General features: G+C 65.5%; 12 protein-coding genes, 1 tRNA gene and 1 pseudogene. 5 read left to right on the top strand and 9 right to left on the bottom strand.

Features of this window, described 5'->3' with window-relative positions:
- Positions 1 to 52: 52 nt before the first annotated feature.
- Both panD and ACSQ1X_RS20130 read right to left on the bottom strand, forming a co-directional pair.
- Positions 53 to 481 (bottom strand): aspartate 1-decarboxylase, encoded by a 429-nt coding sequence (panD, locus tag ACSQ1X_RS20135; protein ID WP_011693710.1) that lies wholly within the window; start codon positions 479 to 481, stop codon positions 53 to 55.
- A 98-nt stretch (positions 482 to 579) separates the two neighbouring features.
- On the bottom strand, positions 580 to 1515 hold the full coding sequence (locus ACSQ1X_RS20130; protein WP_436059031.1) for a LysR family transcriptional regulator: 936 nt from the start codon (positions 1513 to 1515) through the stop codon (positions 580 to 582).
- Between the two features lie 141 nt (positions 1516 to 1656).
- On the opposite strand from ACSQ1X_RS20130, the gene ACSQ1X_RS20125 reads away from it, so the two are divergent.
- Positions 1657 to 3120: an amino acid permease gene (locus ACSQ1X_RS20125; RefSeq protein WP_436059030.1), complete on the top strand. Its 1464-nt coding sequence runs from the start codon at positions 1657 to 1659 to the stop codon at positions 3118 to 3120.
- Positions 3121 to 3494: 374 nt separating this feature from the next.
- On the top strand, positions 3495 to 7046 hold the full coding sequence (locus ACSQ1X_RS20120; RefSeq protein WP_436059029.1) for a bifunctional proline dehydrogenase/L-glutamate gamma-semialdehyde dehydrogenase: 3552 nt from the start codon (positions 3495 to 3497) through the stop codon (positions 7044 to 7046).
- Between the two features lie 156 nt (positions 7047 to 7202).
- Here ACSQ1X_RS20120 and ACSQ1X_RS20115 read toward each other — a convergent pair whose 3' ends face one another.
- On the bottom strand, positions 7203 to 7511 hold the full coding sequence (locus ACSQ1X_RS20115) for a hypothetical protein (RefSeq protein ID WP_436059028.1): 309 nt from the start codon (positions 7509 to 7511) through the stop codon (positions 7203 to 7205).
- 318 nt (positions 7512 to 7829) lie between these two features.
- Positions 7830 to 8684 carry a LysR substrate-binding domain-containing protein gene (locus tag ACSQ1X_RS20110; protein ID WP_436059027.1) on the bottom strand — a complete coding sequence of 285 codons (855 nt, stop codon included), beginning with the start codon at positions 8682 to 8684 and terminating at the stop codon, positions 7830 to 7832.
- Positions 8685 to 8820: 136 nt separating this feature from the next.
- On the opposite strand from ACSQ1X_RS20110, the pseudogene ACSQ1X_RS20105 reads away from it, so the two are divergent.
- Positions 8821 to 10203 (top strand): annotated as a pseudogene (locus ACSQ1X_RS20105) (MFS transporter); the annotation flags it as partial.
- Between the two features lie 39 nt (positions 10204 to 10242).
- Here the strand turns inward: ACSQ1X_RS20105 and ACSQ1X_RS20100 are convergent.
- From ACSQ1X_RS20100 to ACSQ1X_RS20090, 3 genes are all read right to left on the bottom strand, one after another.
- On the bottom strand, positions 10243 to 11403 hold the full coding sequence (locus ACSQ1X_RS20100; protein WP_436059026.1) for a N(5)-(carboxyethyl)ornithine synthase: 1161 nt from the start codon (positions 11401 to 11403) through the stop codon (positions 10243 to 10245).
- A complete protein-coding gene (locus tag ACSQ1X_RS20095; protein WP_436059025.1) occupies positions 11400 to 11549 on the bottom strand; it encodes a hypothetical protein in 150 nt (49 codons plus the stop codon). The genes ACSQ1X_RS20100 and ACSQ1X_RS20095 overlap by 4 nt, the downstream gene beginning before the upstream one ends.
- Positions 11550 to 11670: 121 nt before the next feature.
- Positions 11671 to 11744 (bottom strand) — tRNA-Gly (locus ACSQ1X_RS20090).
- Positions 11745 to 12012: 268 nt separating this feature from the next.
- Between ACSQ1X_RS20090 and ACSQ1X_RS20085 the strand changes: the two genes are divergently transcribed.
- On the top strand, positions 12013 to 12459 hold the full coding sequence (locus ACSQ1X_RS20085) for an SRPBCC family protein (RefSeq protein ID WP_436059024.1): 447 nt from the start codon (positions 12013 to 12015) through the stop codon (positions 12457 to 12459).
- Between the two features lie 20 nt (positions 12460 to 12479).
- Here the strand turns inward: ACSQ1X_RS20085 and ACSQ1X_RS20080 are convergent, their stop codons facing one another.
- Entirely contained in the window at positions 12480 to 14264 is a 1785-nt protein-coding gene (locus tag ACSQ1X_RS20080) for a CAP domain-containing protein (RefSeq protein ID WP_436059023.1), read from the bottom strand.
- 155 nt (positions 14265 to 14419) lie between these two features.
- On the opposite strand from ACSQ1X_RS20080, the gene dcd reads away from it, so the two are divergent.
- On the top strand, positions 14420 to 14995 hold the full coding sequence (gene dcd, locus ACSQ1X_RS20075; protein ID WP_436059373.1) for a dCTP deaminase: 576 nt from the start codon (positions 14420 to 14422) through the stop codon (positions 14993 to 14995).
- A gap of 104 nt (positions 14996 to 15099) precedes the next feature.
- On the opposite strand, the gene ACSQ1X_RS20070 is transcribed toward dcd, so the two are convergent.
- On the bottom strand, positions 15100 to 16290 hold the full coding sequence (locus ACSQ1X_RS20070; RefSeq protein WP_436059022.1) for a cation:proton antiporter: 1191 nt from the start codon (positions 16288 to 16290) through the stop codon (positions 15100 to 15102).

Genomic DNA, 16290 nt, shown 5'->3' with positions numbered 1-16290 from the left:
CGCACTGTGGGGAGGATCTCGATATCCGGACGGGCGTGGTCCGGGCATGCATTCAGTTCAGGGCGGAGTTGTTCAGCGCGAACGGCGGCCGCATCAGGCCACGGGTGTGCCCCTCCGCGGGGTCGTTGCCGATCTGGACAATCTTGTTGTCCTTATCCACGTGGACCACCTTGGGCGTGTACGCCTTGGCTTCTTCGGTGGTCATCTCCGCATACGTAATGAGAATGACGATGTCATTTTCGTGCATCAGGTGCGCAGCCGCGCCGTTGATGCCGATAACGCCGGAACCGCGCTCGCCGGCGATGGTGTACGTCTCCAGCCGGGCACCGTTGGTGACGTCAACGATCGCCACGAGCTCGCCCGGGAGGATGTCCGCTGCCTCCAGCAGGTCCAGGTCAACGGTGACCGACCCCACGTAGTGAAGGTCGGCATGCGTGACAGTGGCCCGGTGGATTTTGGACTTAAACATTGTGCGATTCATAACGTGCCCAGTCTAACGCCCGGCGCACTTCCGCGCTGTGACGTAGGGAACTTCCCGCCGGACCTGCAAGGCGGGGGAGTGACTGGGGTTGCCGAGGGTCAGGCGGATTTGGCCTCCGGCGGGACCGGTCCGGCGGGGGCAATCGAATCGGCTGTGACGGCCAGTACCTCGCGGGCGGCCAGGATGGCCGGGCGCTTGGCGCTGGACCGCCGCACGGACGTGAACACGGTCCGGTGCGGGTTCCCGGGCAGCAGCAGCAACTGCGCCGATGTTTCCCGTCCGGTCCAGACAAGGTCGGGCATCAGGCCGACGGCGTTGCCGGATTCGATCAGCCGGATCTGCGCCTGCAGGTCGGCCGTTTCATACCGGACGTCGGGCTCGAAGCCGGCGCTGCGGCAGGCCTGCTCGGCCCAGTGCCGGGAGGCCGCGCCCCGTGGTTCCATCACCCAGGCGAGATCGGCTGTGTCTTCCAGGGAGCGGATGGGCGGCAGGTCCTTCTCGGGTCCGGGGACGGCGAGCCGGATGGCGTCGCCGGTCAGGCGGACACGGTCCAGCTCCGCATAGCGGGGCGCGGCGTGGCCGGGATACTGCTCGGCGATCACCAGGTCGAAGTCGCGGGCCCAGGTTTCATGCAGGGCCGTTTCCGGCTCCCGCTGCACCATCTCAATCCTGACTTCCGGGTAGGTGGCCGCCATCCGGGTGAGGGTGCCCGGCATCAGGGCGAGGGCGGCGGACTGGAAGACGGCGATCCGCACAGTGCCCGAAACGGTGGTGAGGCTTGCCGCCAGATCAGCCTCGGCCTGCTCCAGCGTTTCGAGCAGGTGGGCCGTGTGCGCCACCAGGACTTCGGCTTGCGGGGTCAGCTGGACCCGGCGTCCGGTTTTGCGCAGCAGCTGAACGCCGGCCTCCTTCTCCAGCAGCGCCAGTTGCTGGGAGACCGACGACGGACTGTACTGGAGTGCCTCCGCCACCTCGGCGAGCGTTCCCCGGATTTTGAGTTCACGGAGCAGCCTCAACCGCCGGACGTCGAGCATGACTGTTCCTTCGCTAAATCTAATGAATATTAATTAGGAGAATTCACTTTATCTAATGCAATGGGGCTTGCATACTAATCAGACTGAGTTAGTCCCATCACAGGGCGGATTGATGGGTCCATATCTATGCAGGAGTCCCTGATGAGCACAAAAGATTTAACCCAATCGATCATGCGGCGCAAGCCGATTGACGACATTGAGGAAGAAAACAAACACAGCGGGTTGATGAAAAGCCTGGGTCTTTGGCAACTGACGGCCATCGGCGTTGGCGGCATTATCGGCGTCGGCATCTTTTCCCTGGCGGGCCTCGTGGCCCACGGCAGCGAAACCGAACCCGGCGTGGGCCCGGCGGTGCTGTTTTCCTTCCTGATTGCGGGCCTCGCGTCTGCGGCCGCCGCGTTGTCGTACGCGGAATTTGCCGGCATGATTCCGCGTGCGGGCTCGGCCTACACCTACGGCTATGTGGCCCTCGGCGAAGTAATCGGCTGGTTCATCGGTTGGGACCTGCTCCTTGAATACATTGCGATTGTGGCCGTTGTGGCCATTGGTATTTCCGGATACTTTGACGCTTTCCTCTCCGGCATCGGCGTCCACATGCCCGTCTGGATGACGTCCACCCCGGATGAGGGCAAGGGCGGCATCGTCAACATTCCGGCCATCGTCGTCTGCCTCATCGTGACCTGGATCTTGTCCCGCGGCACACGGGCGTTCGGCCGGTTCGAGCTGGTGGCGGTGGCCATCAAGGTTGTCCTGATCCTGTTCATCATCGGCCTGGGCATCTTCTACATCGACACCAACAACTACAACCCGTTTATGCCCAGCGGCTTCGGCCCTGTACTGGCAGGTTCGGCCACGGTGTTCTTCGCCGTGTTCGGCTACGACGCCATGAGTACCGCGGCCGAGGAGGCCACCGACGGCAAGAAGCACATGCCGAAGGCGATCATCCTCTCGCTCATCATCGCCATGCTGCTCTACGTGGCCGCCACCCTGGTTCTTACCGGCATGCAGAACTTCAAGGACATCGACCCGAAGGCCGGCTTCGCCTCGGCATTCACCGGCGTCGGCCTGCCTGTCATTGCCACCATCATCTCCGTGTTCGCGGTGTTGTCGATCCTCACCGTGATGCTGACCTTCCTCCTGGGCGTCACCCGCGTCTGGTTCTCCATGAGCCGCGACGGCCTGCTCCCGGGCTGGTTCTCCAAGACGGACCGGCACGGCACCCCGCAGCGCGTGACCTGGATCGCGGGCGTCGCTTCCGCCCTGCTGGCCGGGGTCTTCCCGATCAAGGCCGTCGCCGACCTGACGAATATCGGCATCCTCGCCGCGTTCGTGGTGGTCTGTTTCTCGGTCATTGTTTTCCGCTACAAGAAGCCGGACGCTCCGCGCGCCTTCCGGCTGCCCTTCATGCCGCTGGTTCCCGCGTTCGGCGTGGTGGCCTCGGCGTTCCTGATGTTCCAGTTGCACTGGGAGACCTGGGCACGCTTCGGCATCTGGCTCGTCATCGGCCTGGCGATCTACTTCGGCTACGGCCGCAAGCACTCGCTGATGAATCCGGACAGCCCCAGGCACGAAGAGGCCGTCGAAATGCACCGCCCGCTGGCGTAGCCACCCGACGCTCTCTCACTTCCTGGCACAAACAACCGGACGCTCTCTCAGATCCGGTGACATTTTGACGGACCCTCTCTCACCCCGGTGGGAGGGGGTCCGTCGGTTCCGCGGGAAGTGCGAGAGCGTTGGCCGGAAAAGCGCGGGAAGTGCGAGAGGGATGGCCGGAAAGGCCCCGAAAGTGCGAGAGGGTTGGCCGGAAAGGCCCGTGAAGTGAGAGAGGGTCCGGGGGCGGTTTCCGAACGTTCGGGCGGGATTTAGAACCGTTGGTTTTTCTAACCTGTATTGCTCAGAAAACGTCGCTTTATCTTAAGTGAGTGGAGACTCATACTGATGGAAAGACTCCTCACCAACGGAAAGAACGAGTGTTTGCCATGACCAACATTTCGACGGAGCCCGGCGTCCTCGTCGGCAAGACGGCCACCGGAGCAGCCCCTGCACGCGGTTCGCACGTACCCGAAGCGCAGGCCCTTGCCGGGGAAGCGATCGCGCTGGTGCGCCACTGGTTGACGGAGGCGGCCAAGGTCCCCGTGGATGCTTCCGCTGAACAGCTCGCCGGCGTCCTGAAGGACCCCAACGGGCTCGACTTCACCGTCGGCTTTGTGGACGGCGTGGTCCGCCCCGAAGACCTTCACGTGGCCGCCCGCAACCTGGCAGCCCTTGCCCCCAAGGTCCCGGCCTTCCTGCCCTGGTACATGCGCAGCGCCGTCCAGCTCGGCGGCACCGTGGCCCCGGTCATGCCGAAGGTGGTCATCCCGATCGCCCGCCGCGTGCTCCGCGAAATGGTGGGCCACCTGATCGTGGACGCCACGGACGCCAAGCTGGGCCCGGCCATCGCCAAGATCCGCAAGGACGGCATCAAGCTCAACGTCAACCTCCTCGGAGAAGCCGTTCTGGGCGAGCATGAGGCCTCCCGCCGGCTTGAGGGCACCCACACCCTGCTGGCCCGCCCGGACGTCGACTACGTCTCCATCAAGGTCTCCTCCACCGTCGCCCCGCACTCCGCCTGGGCCTTCGACGAGGCCGTCGAGCACGTCGTCGAAAAGCTCACGCCGCTCTTCACCCGCGCCGCCTCGTTCGCCGCCGGAGGGCAGAAGGCCAAGTTCATCAACCTGGACATGGAGGAATACAAGGACCTGGACATGACCATCGCGGTCTTCACCAGGATCCTGGACAAGCCGGAGTTCAAGAACCTCGAGGCCGGCATTGTGCTCCAGGCCTACCTGCCGGACGCCCTCGCGGCCATGATCCGCCTGCAGGACTGGGCTGCTGAACGCCGCGCCAACGGCGGCGCCGCCATCAAGGTCCGCGTGGTCAAGGGCGCCAACCTGCCCATGGAACAGGTCGAATCCTCGCTGCACGACTGGCCGCTCGCCACCTGGAACACCAAGCAGGACTCGGACACCAACTACAAGCGCGTCATCAACTACTCGCTGCACCCGGACCGGATCAAGAACATCCGGATCGGCGTCGCCGGCCACAACCTCTTCGACATCGCCTTCGCCTGGCTCCTGGCCAAGCAGCGCGGCATCGCGGATACCGCACAGCAGAGCATCGAGTTCGAGATGCTGCTCGGCATGGCGCAGGGCCAGGCGGAAGCCGTCAAGAAGGACGTCGGTTCCCTCCTGCTCTACACCCCCGTGGTGCACCCGGCCGAGTTCGACGTCGCCATCGCGTACCTGATCCGCCGCCTCGAAGAAGGTGCCAGCCAGGACAACTTCATGTCCGCCGTCTTCGAACTCAGCGAAAACGAAGCGCTCTTTGAGCGTGAGAAGCAGCGCTTCCTCGCCTCGCTGGCAGAGCTCGACGACGAAGTCCCCGGCCCCAACCGCGGGCAGAACCGCAGCCTCCCGGCCGATCCGATGCCGCGCGACTCCTTCGAGAACACCCCGGACACGGACCCCTCCCTGCCCGCCAACCGTGACTGGGGCCGCGCCATCCTGGAACGCGTTCCCTACTCCACCCTGGGCAACGCATCCGTGGAAGCCGCCACCATCACGGACGCCGAAACGCTCAACACGGTGATCGCCACCGCCGTCGAAAAGGGCAAGGCCTGGGGCGCCCTCAGCGGCGCCGAGCGCGCCGAAGTGCTACACCGCGCCGGCGACATCCTGGAGGCCCGCCGCGCGGACCTGCTCGAGGTCATGGCCAGCGAAACAGGCAAGACCATCGACCAGGGTGATCCCGAAGTCAGCGAAGCCGTTGACTTCGCCCACTACTACGCCGAGTCAGCCCGCAAGCTCGACGACGTCGACGGTGCCACCTTTGTGCCCGCGAAGCTCACCGTGGTGACCCCGCCGTGGAACTTCCCGGTGGCCATTCCGGCCGGTTCCACCCTCGCGGCACTCGCCGCCGGCTCCGCCGTCGTAATCAAGCCTGCCAAGCAGGCCCGCCGCAGCGGTGCCGTGATGATCGAAGCGCTCTGGGAGGCCGGCGTGCCCCGCGACGTCCTCACCATGGTCCAGCTGGGCGAGCGTGAGCTCGGCCAGCAGCTGATCTCGCACCCGGCCGTGGACCGCGTGATCCTGACCGGCGGCTACGAAACCGCCGAGCTGTTCCGTTCATTCCGCAAGGATCTGCCGCTCCTGGCCGAAACCAGCGGCAAGAACGCCATCATCGTCACGCCCAGCGCGGACCTTGACCTCGCCGCCAAAGATGTTGCGTACTCAGCATTCGGGCACGCCGGGCAGAAGTGCTCCGCCGCCTCGCTGGTGATACTGGTGGGCTCCGTGGCCACCTCGAAGCGGTTCCACAACCAGCTGATCGACGCTGTCACGTCCCTCAAGGTGGGCTACCCCGAGGACCCCACCAGCCAGATGGGCCCGATCATCGAACCCGCCAACGGCAAGCTCCTGAACGCGCTCACCACCCTGGGCGAAGGCGAAAACTGGGCCGTCGAACCGCGCAAGCTCGACGACACCGGCCGGCTCTGGAGCCCGGGCGTCCGTTACGGCGTGCGCCGCGGATCCTACTTCCACCTCACCGAGTTCTTCGGCCCGGTGCTCGGCGTCATGACGGCGGAAACCCTGGAAGACGCCATCGCCATCCAGAACCAGGTGGAGTACGGCCTCACCGCCGGGCTGCACTCGTTGAGTACCGAGGAAGTGGGGCTCTGGCTGGACACCATCCAGGCCGGCAACCTCTACGTGAACCGCGGCATCACCGGCGCGATCGTGCAGCGCCAGCCGTTCGGCGGCTGGAAGAAGTCCGCCGTCGGCGCCGGCACCAAAGCAGGCGGACCCAACTACCTCGCCGGACTCGGCGACTGGGTCAGCAAGGCCAGCACAGCAGGCGGCTCTGAAAAGAACCCCAAGGCGGCCGTGACCAACCCCGGCGTTCGCCGCCTGGCTGGTGCCGCGAAGGGCACACTGGACGCTCCCGTCTTCGAATCCCTGGAGCGGGCACTTGCCTCCGATGCCCTCGCTTGGGCCGACGAGTTCGGCACGGCCAAGGATGTTTCCGGGCTGAGCGCGGAGCGGAACATCTTCCGCTACCGTTCCCTGCCGGTCACGGTGCGCCTCTCCGAGGGCGAACCGGTCGCAGACCTCGTCAGGACAGTAGCCGCCGGCGTGCTGGCCGGTTCGGCACTGACGGTGTCCACCGCCGTCGAACTTCCCGCCCCGCTGCAGGCAGCGCTCGCCGCGCTGCGCATCAGCACCACGGTGGAGGACGACGCCGCCTGGCTGGCCTCCGCTGCGAGGCTCGCTGACGCCGGGAAGCTTTCTGGCGGACGGATCCGGCTCCTCGGCGGCGACGCGGCTGCGCTGGCCGAAGCCACCGGCGGACGCCCGGACCTGGCCGTCTACTCCCACCCGGTCACCGAGGCCGGCCGCGTGGAGCTGCTGCCGTTCCTGCACGAGCAGGCCGTCAGCATCACCGCGCACCGATTCGGGACGCCCAACCACCTCTCGGACAGCCTGATCTAACGGGCTCCGGGTAGCCGCCCGCCCTGGGCGGGGCCTACCCGGACGAGCTCCAGGGAAAAGTAATCGCCGCCGCCTGGCACCCTCGGGTGCCTGGCGGCGGCGGTTTTTTACCTGGCGCGATTTCTGGTTTGCCTGGCGGAACGTTCGGGATCCTGGCTAGCCCAAATACCAGCCGGGCGGCACCCAAGAGGCTGGGACCGAGTGTGCCGAAAACTCTTCGCATCCGGTGCAGAAGTAGGTGACTTCTCCCGGCTTCCGGAGAGTGCCGTCGTGCCGGAACTTTGCCGGGACAAACGTCTCCAGGTAGATGTACTCATCCGTTCCGCACCGCTCGCAGTAGGGACTGCCTACGAATTCAGTGTCCACCAGGGTGGCGGCGGCGTGCGGTTCGCGCTGAGTAACCAACTCAGCGTGTGCGCCTGCTTCATGATGCACCGGCGTGTTGCGGTGCGTTCCGACGGTCATCGGGCGTAGCGTGTTGAGGGAGTGAGCTGGATTTGAGACTTTAAGATGCGGGTGGTTCGTGGTTGGCGTCATCGCTTGCCTATCCCGAACGTTGTCCGTCAGGCGCCCCCAAGGCAGCGGCGGCGGACACGGTTCGTCATCGAATCGTTGTCATCGGCTTCTGCTTAACCTTTAACAGAATTCAAGCATAATTTACGCACGTAATATCTTCAATCACTTACGTGTAATAACTACCCGTGCGGGGACGAATACCTACTCGTTTAACCAATTACCGGGCATTTACCCTTTACCGGTCACTTGCCCTGCCGGCTCAAACGCCTAGGCGGAGCGCTTGATGGTGCGCCCCACAATCGCCTGCGTGAGCGCCTCGATCACTTCGGAGTTGGCCAGCGGGTTGCGGATGAGGGTGAAATCCACATCGCCCACAGGCGGCAGGTCGAAGCGGCGGGTGATGATCTTCAGGTCCTCCGGAACCAGCGAGGACGGCATTACGGCGACGCCGATTCCCGCCCGGACGGCGGCCAGGACTCCGCTGATCTGCCGTGTGGTGCAGGTGATGCGCCACGTCCGCCCCCGGGACTCGAGGGCGTCGATGGCAAGCTTCCTGCTGAGGCTGGGCGAAGGGTAGGCGATCAGCGGAACCGGATCGCCGGGTTCCAGCGCTGTCTGCTCCAGGCCCACCCACGCGAAAGCGTCGTGCTGGACCACCGTACCGTCCTTGGCCCCGGCGACCCACTTCACGAACACCAGGTCCAGCTGGCCCGCATTCAGTTTCTTGTACAGCTGGTCGCTCTGGCCCACTGTGAGTTCCAGGTTGATCTGCGGGTAGATCTGGCGGAACTCCCGGAGGATGCGGGGAAGTCCGGTGATCGCGAGATCGTCCGCGGTCCCGAAGCGCAGCCGGCCGCGCATGGCGGACCCGGAAAAGTAGCGTGAAGCTGCATCGTGGGCCGCGAGGATGGTCCGCGCGAAGCCGGCCATTGCATCGCCGTTGTCAGTCAGCCGCACGTCCCGGGTATCCCGGGCAATCAGGACCCGCTTCGCCGCTGCTTCCAGTTTGCGCACATGCTGGCTGACTGTGGGCTGGGCCAGGCCCAGGCGCTCCGCCGCCTTGGTGAAGCTGAGCGTTTCGGCCACCGCCAGAAAAGAACGGAGCTGGGCGGGTTCGAACACGGCACTCCCGGTTGCTGGTCTGGTCGCACTATTGCGGTTCGCAATGTTAGTTATAGGAACAATACGCTTCCATAATCACTTGGGGCCACCATAGCGTGGAGGTATCCCGCTCACCCGCACCCTTTGAGGATTCCCTGTGGCACCCCCTCCGCCGTCCACGGCAACCGTCAGCCAGCCCGTTATCGATTCCGCCGCCTCCGCCGATTCCCCGCCCGCGCAGCCGCACACCGCCACCCAGCCGATCGCCGTCGTGAGTGAACGGCTGCCCTGGCGCCACACCTTCATTTCCCTCCGCGTCCCCAACTTCCGCATTTTCGCGATCGGACACTTCGTCGCGGTGATCGCCCTCTGGATGCAGCGGATCGCGCAGGACTGGCTCGTACTGCAGCTGTCCGGGTCCGTCACCGCCGTCGGCATCACCGTGGCGCTGCAATTCATGCCGTCGCTGGTACTGGGCCCGTGGGGCGGGATGATGGCGGACAGGTTCGCGAAACGGAAGATCCTCATCCTCTGCCAGTCCGTCGCCGCGGTGCTGGCTGCGGCGCTGGCCGTCCTGGCCCTGAGCCAGCGCATCGAAGTGTGGCACGTCTACGCCATCGCGCTGCTGCTGGGGCTGGTTACGGTCCTGGACCAGCCTGCCCGGCAGGTGTTTGTCAACGAGCTCGTGGGTCCCACGTACCTGCGCAATGCCATCAGCGTGAACTCCACAACGTTCCAGCTGGGCGGCCTGATCGGACCCGCCCTGGCCGGTCTCCTGCTCACGGCGGTCGGCGCCGGGTGGGCCTTCGCCGCGAACGCCGTGGCCTGCTGTTCCACCGTGGCCATGCTGCTGCTATTGCGCAAGGACCAGCTGTTCATCAACGCACCCGCACCAAAGCGCAAGGGAATGCTCCGGGAGGGGCTGAAGTACGCGCTGAGCAAGCCCACCATCTACTGGCCCTGGCTGATGGCCGGTTTTGTCGCGGTTTTCGCCATGAGCCTGCCGGTGCTGCTGGCCGCTTTCGCGGACCACGTGTACGACGTCGGCGCCGGAGGCTACGGCCTGCTGAACGCGCTGGTGGCGCTCGGTGCGCTCGCCGGGGCAATCGCCTCCACCCGCCGCCGGCAGCTGCGGCTGCGGTCGGTGGTCCTGGGCGCCGGAATGTACGGGCTGATGCTCTGCCTGGCGGCCCTGGCGCCGTCCATGGTGTGGTTCGGCGCCGCCATGGTGCTGTCCGGCTTCTGGTGCCTGATGTTCCTGACCGCCTCGAACCAGCTGGTCCAGATCAGCTCGAACATGGGGATCCGCGGACGCGTCATGAGCCTGTACATCATGGTGCTGATCGGCGGCCAGGCCATCGGCGGTCCCATGATCGGCTGGATTGCCGAGCACGTGGATCCGCACACCGCCATCCTGGTCTCCGGCGGGGTGCCGGCCCTGGCGGCGGTGACTGTCGCCGTCGTGCTTGCCCGGCGCGGTGAGCTGACCCTCAAGGTTGACCTCAAGGACCGGCGGCGCCTGCTCCGGATCGTGCGGCGTACGGCGAGCAGCCGGCACAGCGGCCGGCCGCTCCGGCGGCTACGCGTCCAGAGGGGCGTGCGGGTACTCCGCCTGGCGCTGCTGGAACTGCAGCACGTCCTTGTTGAGGACCTCGCCGCCGCGGATTTCAATCGCGCGGGCGATCGTCTCATTTTCGGCCCAGGCCTCGGGACCGGTAATGACGGTCTCCAAGAAGGGGAGCAGCGCTTCGCTGATCTCCCAGCTTGAGGAGTTCCACAGATAGGACGGGCTGTGATCCACCGCGTAGTAGTCAATGTGGTCGCCCACGGTGAGCATGGGCTCGGCGAACGTGGTGGTCTTCGCCCAGCTGAAGCCCATTCCCTCGTCGCAGGACACATCCACGATCAGGCTGCCGGGACGGAAGGCCGCGAGGTCCTCTTCGCGCAGGTACGTCAGCGGGGCATTGGGATCCTGCAGGGTGCAGTTGACCACAATGTCGCTCTCGGCCAGGAACGGCGCCAGCGGCACCCTGCCGCGTTCGGTGATGACCTGGCTGAGGAACGGCGCCTTGTCGTCATGGTCGAACTGCGCGATCCGCACCGAATGGATGGGAGAGCCGACGGCGGCCACACCCCGGTTGGTCAGCACCTGGACGTCATGGATGCCGTGGGCGTTAAGCGCCGTGACGGCGCCACGGGCCGTCGCACCGAAACCGATAACGACGGCGGTGAGCCGCCGGCCGTAGTCGCCCGTTGAACCGGTGAGGGCAAGGGCATGAATGACCGAGCAGTAGCCGGCCAGTTCGTTGTTCTTGTGGAACACATGGAGGCCGAAGCCGCCGTCGCTGGCCCAATGGTTCATGGCCTCGAAAGCGATCAGGGTGAGCTTCTTGTCGATGGCCAGTTGAGTAATGGCGCGGTCCTGGACACAGTGCGGCCAGCCCCAGAGGATCTGGCCGTCGCGGAGTTCGGCGAGATCCTCCGGCTGCGGCTTGGGCAGCAGGATGACGTCGGCGTCGGCAATGATCTCGTCTCGGGAGGCAATCCGCCCCACGAGGGAGGACAGGTGCTGGTCTGAGACGCCGAACCGTTCACCGTAGCCCTGCTCGAGAATGATCTGCTGCCGCAGTTCCGGCGCGATCCGGTCCAGGTGAAGGGGATGGAGCGGGAGCCGGCGTTCGTCAGGCTTCCGCGTGCTGGCCAGGACTCCGAGGGTGAGGTGGTTCACGGAACCGGTCACTTCTTTTTGGGGCTCGCTGCCTTGGCGGAGGTTGCCTTGTCGAGGGAGCTGGGCGGCGCCGCCGCGGCCCTCTTGTCAGCTCGCTTTTCCTTGATGGATTTGCCGGATTTTGCGGATGCTGCTTGACGCGGGGACTTGTCAGCCATGATTGCTCCTGTAGCGGAACCGAAGGGGTTCCTGACTTCTGACGATACAGGTAGCCGCCTAATGCCCCGGCGGAAGAAGGCCGGTGGAAGAAGCCCGGCGGAAGAAGGCCGGTGGAGGGATTGGAGCGGCTGACGGGAATCGAACCCGCGTATCAAGCTTGGGAAGCTAGCGCTCTACCATTGAGCTACAGCCGCATGGGGGACTAGCCAAATATCTCGGCCACGTCCCGGTTGCGTCAACCGGATTTACTTTACCCCAGCGGTGAGCCGTCCCCGAACAGGGACACGTCCCGTGCCGGCAGCACCCTTTCGATAACACTTGGGTCCTTTCGATAACTGTTCGGTTAAGGCACGGCCGCAGCCGCTCCGGGCGCACTCCGGGCTGAATATCCTGTTGGTGTTAGCTGCAGTATCAGGGGAACGGGCTACGCAAAGAAAGCTGTCCGACAATCAAGGGATCCCCGTGGCATTTGCAGAGTACGAGGTCGTCGTGGAACGCGATGCCATGACCGTGTACCGGTTCCTGCAGGACGGCCTCAACCTTCCCTCCTGGCGGGAAGGGGTCCGGAATGTTGAGCTGCGTTCGGGGGCTGTGGGTGCCAAGGGCGCTGTGTACCAGCAGACACTGACAGGACCGGCGGGCCGCCCCATTGCCGCAGACTTCCAGATCACCCAGCTCCGTCCGGGCGCCGAGATCCAGTTCCAGGTGGTTGCCGGTCCCGCCCGCCCGCACGGCGGCTATTACCTGAGCACCGAGGGAACATGCACCCGGGTCCGGTTCGCACTGGAGGTCCGGCCCAAGGGGCTGGCCGGGCTGATGGACTTCATGATTCAACGGACCATGAAGGCAGAGGTGGCCCAGCTGGAACGGCTTAAGGAAGTCCTGGAAGCCCGGCCGGTGGAGCCTTAACTGACACGTACGCCGGGCGGCTACTGCGCCAGCCGCTGTCCCGCCCATGCGCCCGGGATGGACGACGGCGATGCCAGGGCTCCGGTGCTGAGGTCCCAGTACTGCACCACGTCGCCGGCCCGTCGAAGGGCCAGCCCCGTCGAGTTCAGCCCCGTGACATCCCGCAGCGGACGGATGGCTGCGACGTCCGACCATCCGCTGGCCACGGTTGCGCGGGTTTCGGCGCGCGGTGCCGGCGCGCCCGAGCCGCGGTAGAGGCGGACGTTTCCGTCCGTCTGGCGGGCCAGCAGGTCCTGGAAACCGTCGGCGTCGTAATCCGCCATGGCCAGCCGGTTGGCTGACACGCCGGACGCCATCAGCGTCCGCTCCACGAGATCTGCCTTCCCGCGGTTGGGGTACAGCCAGAGATTCCCGGAGCCGTCCAGTGCCACCAGCTGGGGGAGCCGGTTGTTGGCGCACCAGCCTCCCACGGCCAGGGTCATTCCGGCCCATCCCGACTGGCCCAGGGTCACGGCGGGGAGGAATCCGCCCGCCGCTGCCCCTGAATGCAAGGTGAGGCGTCCGTCGGTCCATTGCACCAGGAGGTCGAAGACGCCGTCCCGCTCCCAGTCCGTGACAAAGACTTCCTTGGCGGCGCCATATCCGGTTCCGATGACCTGCTGTGCGCCGAACTGCCGGTTCCCGAGTGACGGGCGGTTTAGGAGGTCGCCGGACGAGTTCACGGACACCAGATCGCCGGGACTCTTGATGGCGGCTGCCGTCAGGTCCGCCGTCGGTGGCATGTGCCGCACCAGCGGATCGCACACACTGGCGGGCTGCACGGGCATTTCACTGCTGCCTCCCGGGCTGCTGGTGGTTCCCGCCGGCAGCGTGCCATAGCCGAAAAAGTCCACAACGCTCCACATGGTGTAACGGTTCGGAGTGGTCTGCCAGTTGCCGTCCGTGAACGTGATGCCGATGCCCATCACGGTGAACCGCGGGTCCTTGAGGATCGCGTTGTGTGCGGGTGAGCCCTTCCACCATTCCACCAGTTGCGCGGCATCACGGTCCCAGCGGACCGCGATGACCTCCCCGGCGCCGTTGGTGGGGCTGAGTGCGCGCGGATCCGTCCAGAAGCTTGAGCGGTGCTCGATCACTTCCCGGGACGCGATGCTGTCGGACCACTCCTGCGCCATCGCGGCCACGGTGGCGTGGTACTTCACGGCGGGCAGCCCGAACGATGCCCGGTAGCTGTTAATGGCGTTGAACACAGCGCTAATCTGCGCCGACGCGTCGTCCCTGACGAGTGCCTCGGTCGTGAGGGATTCGGTTTGGAGGACCCCGGTGCCTGCGGCGGGTGCGGATCGGGGGGGCGGTGGGGCCTGGGGGATGGCTGCGAGGTCCGACTCCGTGGCGGACAGCGGCGGGATGGACACCGGCTCGGGCGGGGAACCCTCGGCTGCCGGGAAGTCCGGCTGAGCTTCGGTGGACAGGGTCCCGGCGGGGGCCGCGGGCGTCGTTCCTCCGGTGGCGGCCAAAGCGGCAGCGGCTCCGGTTTGGGTCCCGTGAGTGATGTTGGGGTCCACGGCGGGGGCGAGCCGCTGGTCCGGTGCGCTACCGGCGGCGTCCGTGCCGCCGTCGTACGCGAACGACGGCGTGCCCAAGGCGACGCTCGGTGTCTGTTGACCCGCCGTTTGATGACCGGCCGCAGAGGAGGAGAGGGGTTCCGGGCTTGAGGAAGATCCCCCCAGCTGGCCGGCGGCAGGCGGAATGAGAGCCAGAGCGCAGATCATGGCCGCCAGTGTCCGTGCCGAAATTTTCCTCAAGCCAACCCCAGATCCTTTGGTGCCGCCCCTTCAAAGGGAGGTGCACCGTCACAACCGCAACATCAACCTCATTCTGTATCGACGATGACATTTCGTAACAGCAGCAACAGTAACGCTGCAAAACGGGGGCGGCAATGGATGCGGTATTTTTGAGTGTGCTGATCTCTGACCGCGATATTCGTGCCGAAATTGATTCCCAACGGATTGTCCTGGACCCGTATGACCCGGTGATGGTCCAGCCGTCCTCCGTGGACGTCAGGATTGACCGGTTCTTCCGGTTGTTCGACAACCACAAGTACGCGCACATCGACCCCGCTGAGGACCAGCCTGAGCTGACGCGTCTGGTGGAAGTGGACGCGGGAGAGCCGTTCATCCTGCATCCGGGCGAGTTCGTGCTGGGCTCCACCTATGAGACCGTCACGCTGCCGGACGATATTGCGGCACGCCTCGAGGGCAAGTCTTCGTTGGGCCGGCTGGGGCTGCTCACGCACTCCACCGCCGGGTTCATCGATCCAGGGTTCTCCGGACACGTCACCCTGGAGCTGTCCAATATGGCAACGCTCCCCATCAAGCTGTGGCCAGGTATGAAGATCGGCCAGCTGTGCTTCTTCAGGCTGAGCTCGGCCGCCGAATTCCCCTACGGCTCCGGTGAGTATGGCAACCGCTACCAGGGCCAGCGCGGCCCCACGGCCAGCCGCAGCCACCTGAACTTCCACCGCACCGAGATCTGAGAGAGCGTCGCCCGAAACGCGGCAGGATCTGAGAGGGCGTCAGCCCGAAAAGCGGCAGGATCTGAGAGAGCGTCGCCCGAAAAGCGGCAGCATCTGAGAGAGCGTCAGATGGGGCGGGCGGCCGGCCGGGGTTTCGCCGGACGGCGGAACATCTTGACCACCGGCTCCACGTAGCGTGCCGCCAGCGGGCCCATGATGGCCATGATGAGCACGTAGGCCGTGGCCAGCGCAGCGAGGTCGTGCGGCACCACGCCGGACGCTACGGCCAGCCCGGCGATGACGATGGAGAACTCACCGCGGGCAATCAATGCGGCCCCGGCGCGGAAACGGCCCGGCAGGGCAATTCCTGCCCGCTTGGACGCCCAGATTCCCGTGATCATCTTGGTGACGGCCGTGAGGACCGCCAGGATCAGCGCCCACCCCAGGACCGGCGGGATGGACGAGGGGTCGGTGTTGAGGCCAAAGACCACGAAAAAGATGGCGGCGAATAAATCCCGCAACGGCTCGAGGATCCGGGTCGCGCTGTGAGCGGTGGCGCCTGATATGGCGATGCCTAGCATGAACGCCCCCACTGCGGCCGAGACCTGCATGGCAGCGGCGAGGCCGGCGACCAGGAGCGCAGCGCCGAGGAGGTTCAACAGGAACACCTCGGAATTTTCGCTGTGCACCGCCTTGGACACATGGTGCCCGTGCCGGAGGGCCACCACCAGCACCACCGTGACCACGGCCAGTGAAATCCCGACGGTCTGCAGTCCCACCAGGAAGCTGACCCCGGCGAGGGTGGCCGTGAGGATGGGCAGGTAGATGGCCATCGCAAGGTCCTCGAACACCAGGATGGACAGCACCACCGGGGTTTCGCGGTTACCGATCCGGCCGAGGTCCGTGATCACCTTTGCCGCAATGCCGGAGGAGGAGATGTACGTGACGCCGCCCATCACCATGGCTCCCACCAGGCCCCAGCCGAGCAGAACGGCCAGCGCTGCCCCGGGAATGAAGTTCAGCACGAGGTCCAGAACGCCGGCCTGCCATGACCGGCGCAGCCCGGTGACCAGCTCCGCCGCCGTATATTCCAATCCGAGCATAAGCAGCAGGAGGATCACGCCGATCTCGCTCGAAAGATGTGCGAATTCGTGCATGCCTTCGAGTTTGACCAGGCCGCCGGCCCCGAAAAACAGCCCGCCCACCAAATATAGGGGAATGGGGGACATCCCGATCCGCCCGGCCAGCCTGGCCAGCAGGCCAAGGCAGAACACGACGGCCCCCAGCTCGATGAGGGTTAGCGCGAGCGGGTCCAT

It is taken from the genome of Arthrobacter sp. LjRoot78 (assembly GCF_964254335.1).
Classification (GTDB): Bacteria; Actinomycetota; Actinomycetes; order Actinomycetales; family Micrococcaceae; genus Arthrobacter.
The sequence above is the reverse complement of the archived record's forward strand: the minus strand, read 5'-3'. Positions and strand labels throughout refer to the sequence as shown.

Bases quoted from the DNA above. Each gene is read 5' to 3' on its own strand.
- panD (WP_011693710.1), bottom strand. From the start codon at position 481: ATGAATCGCACAATGTTTAAGTCCAAAATCCACCGGGCCACTGTCACG.
- ACSQ1X_RS20130 (WP_436059031.1), bottom strand. From the start codon at position 1,515: ATGCTCGACGTCCGGCGGTTGAGGCTGCTCCGTGAACTCAAAATCCGG.
- ACSQ1X_RS20125 (WP_436059030.1), top strand. From the start codon at position 1,657: ATGAGCACAAAAGATTTAACCCAATCGATCATGCGGCGCAAGCCGATT.
- ACSQ1X_RS20120 (WP_436059029.1), top strand. From the start codon at position 3,495: ATGACCAACATTTCGACGGAGCCCGGCGTCCTCGTCGGCAAGACGGCC.
- ACSQ1X_RS20115 (WP_436059028.1), bottom strand. From the start codon at position 7,511: ATGACCGTCGGAACGCACCGCAACACGCCGGTGCATCATGAAGCAGGC.
- ACSQ1X_RS20095 (WP_436059025.1), bottom strand. From the start codon at position 11,549: ATGGCTGACAAGTCCCCGCGTCAAGCAGCATCCGCAAAATCCGGCAAA.
- ACSQ1X_RS20070 (WP_436059022.1), bottom strand. From the start codon at position 16,290: ATGGACCCGCTCGCGCTAACCCTCATCGAGCTGGGGGCCGTCGTGTTC.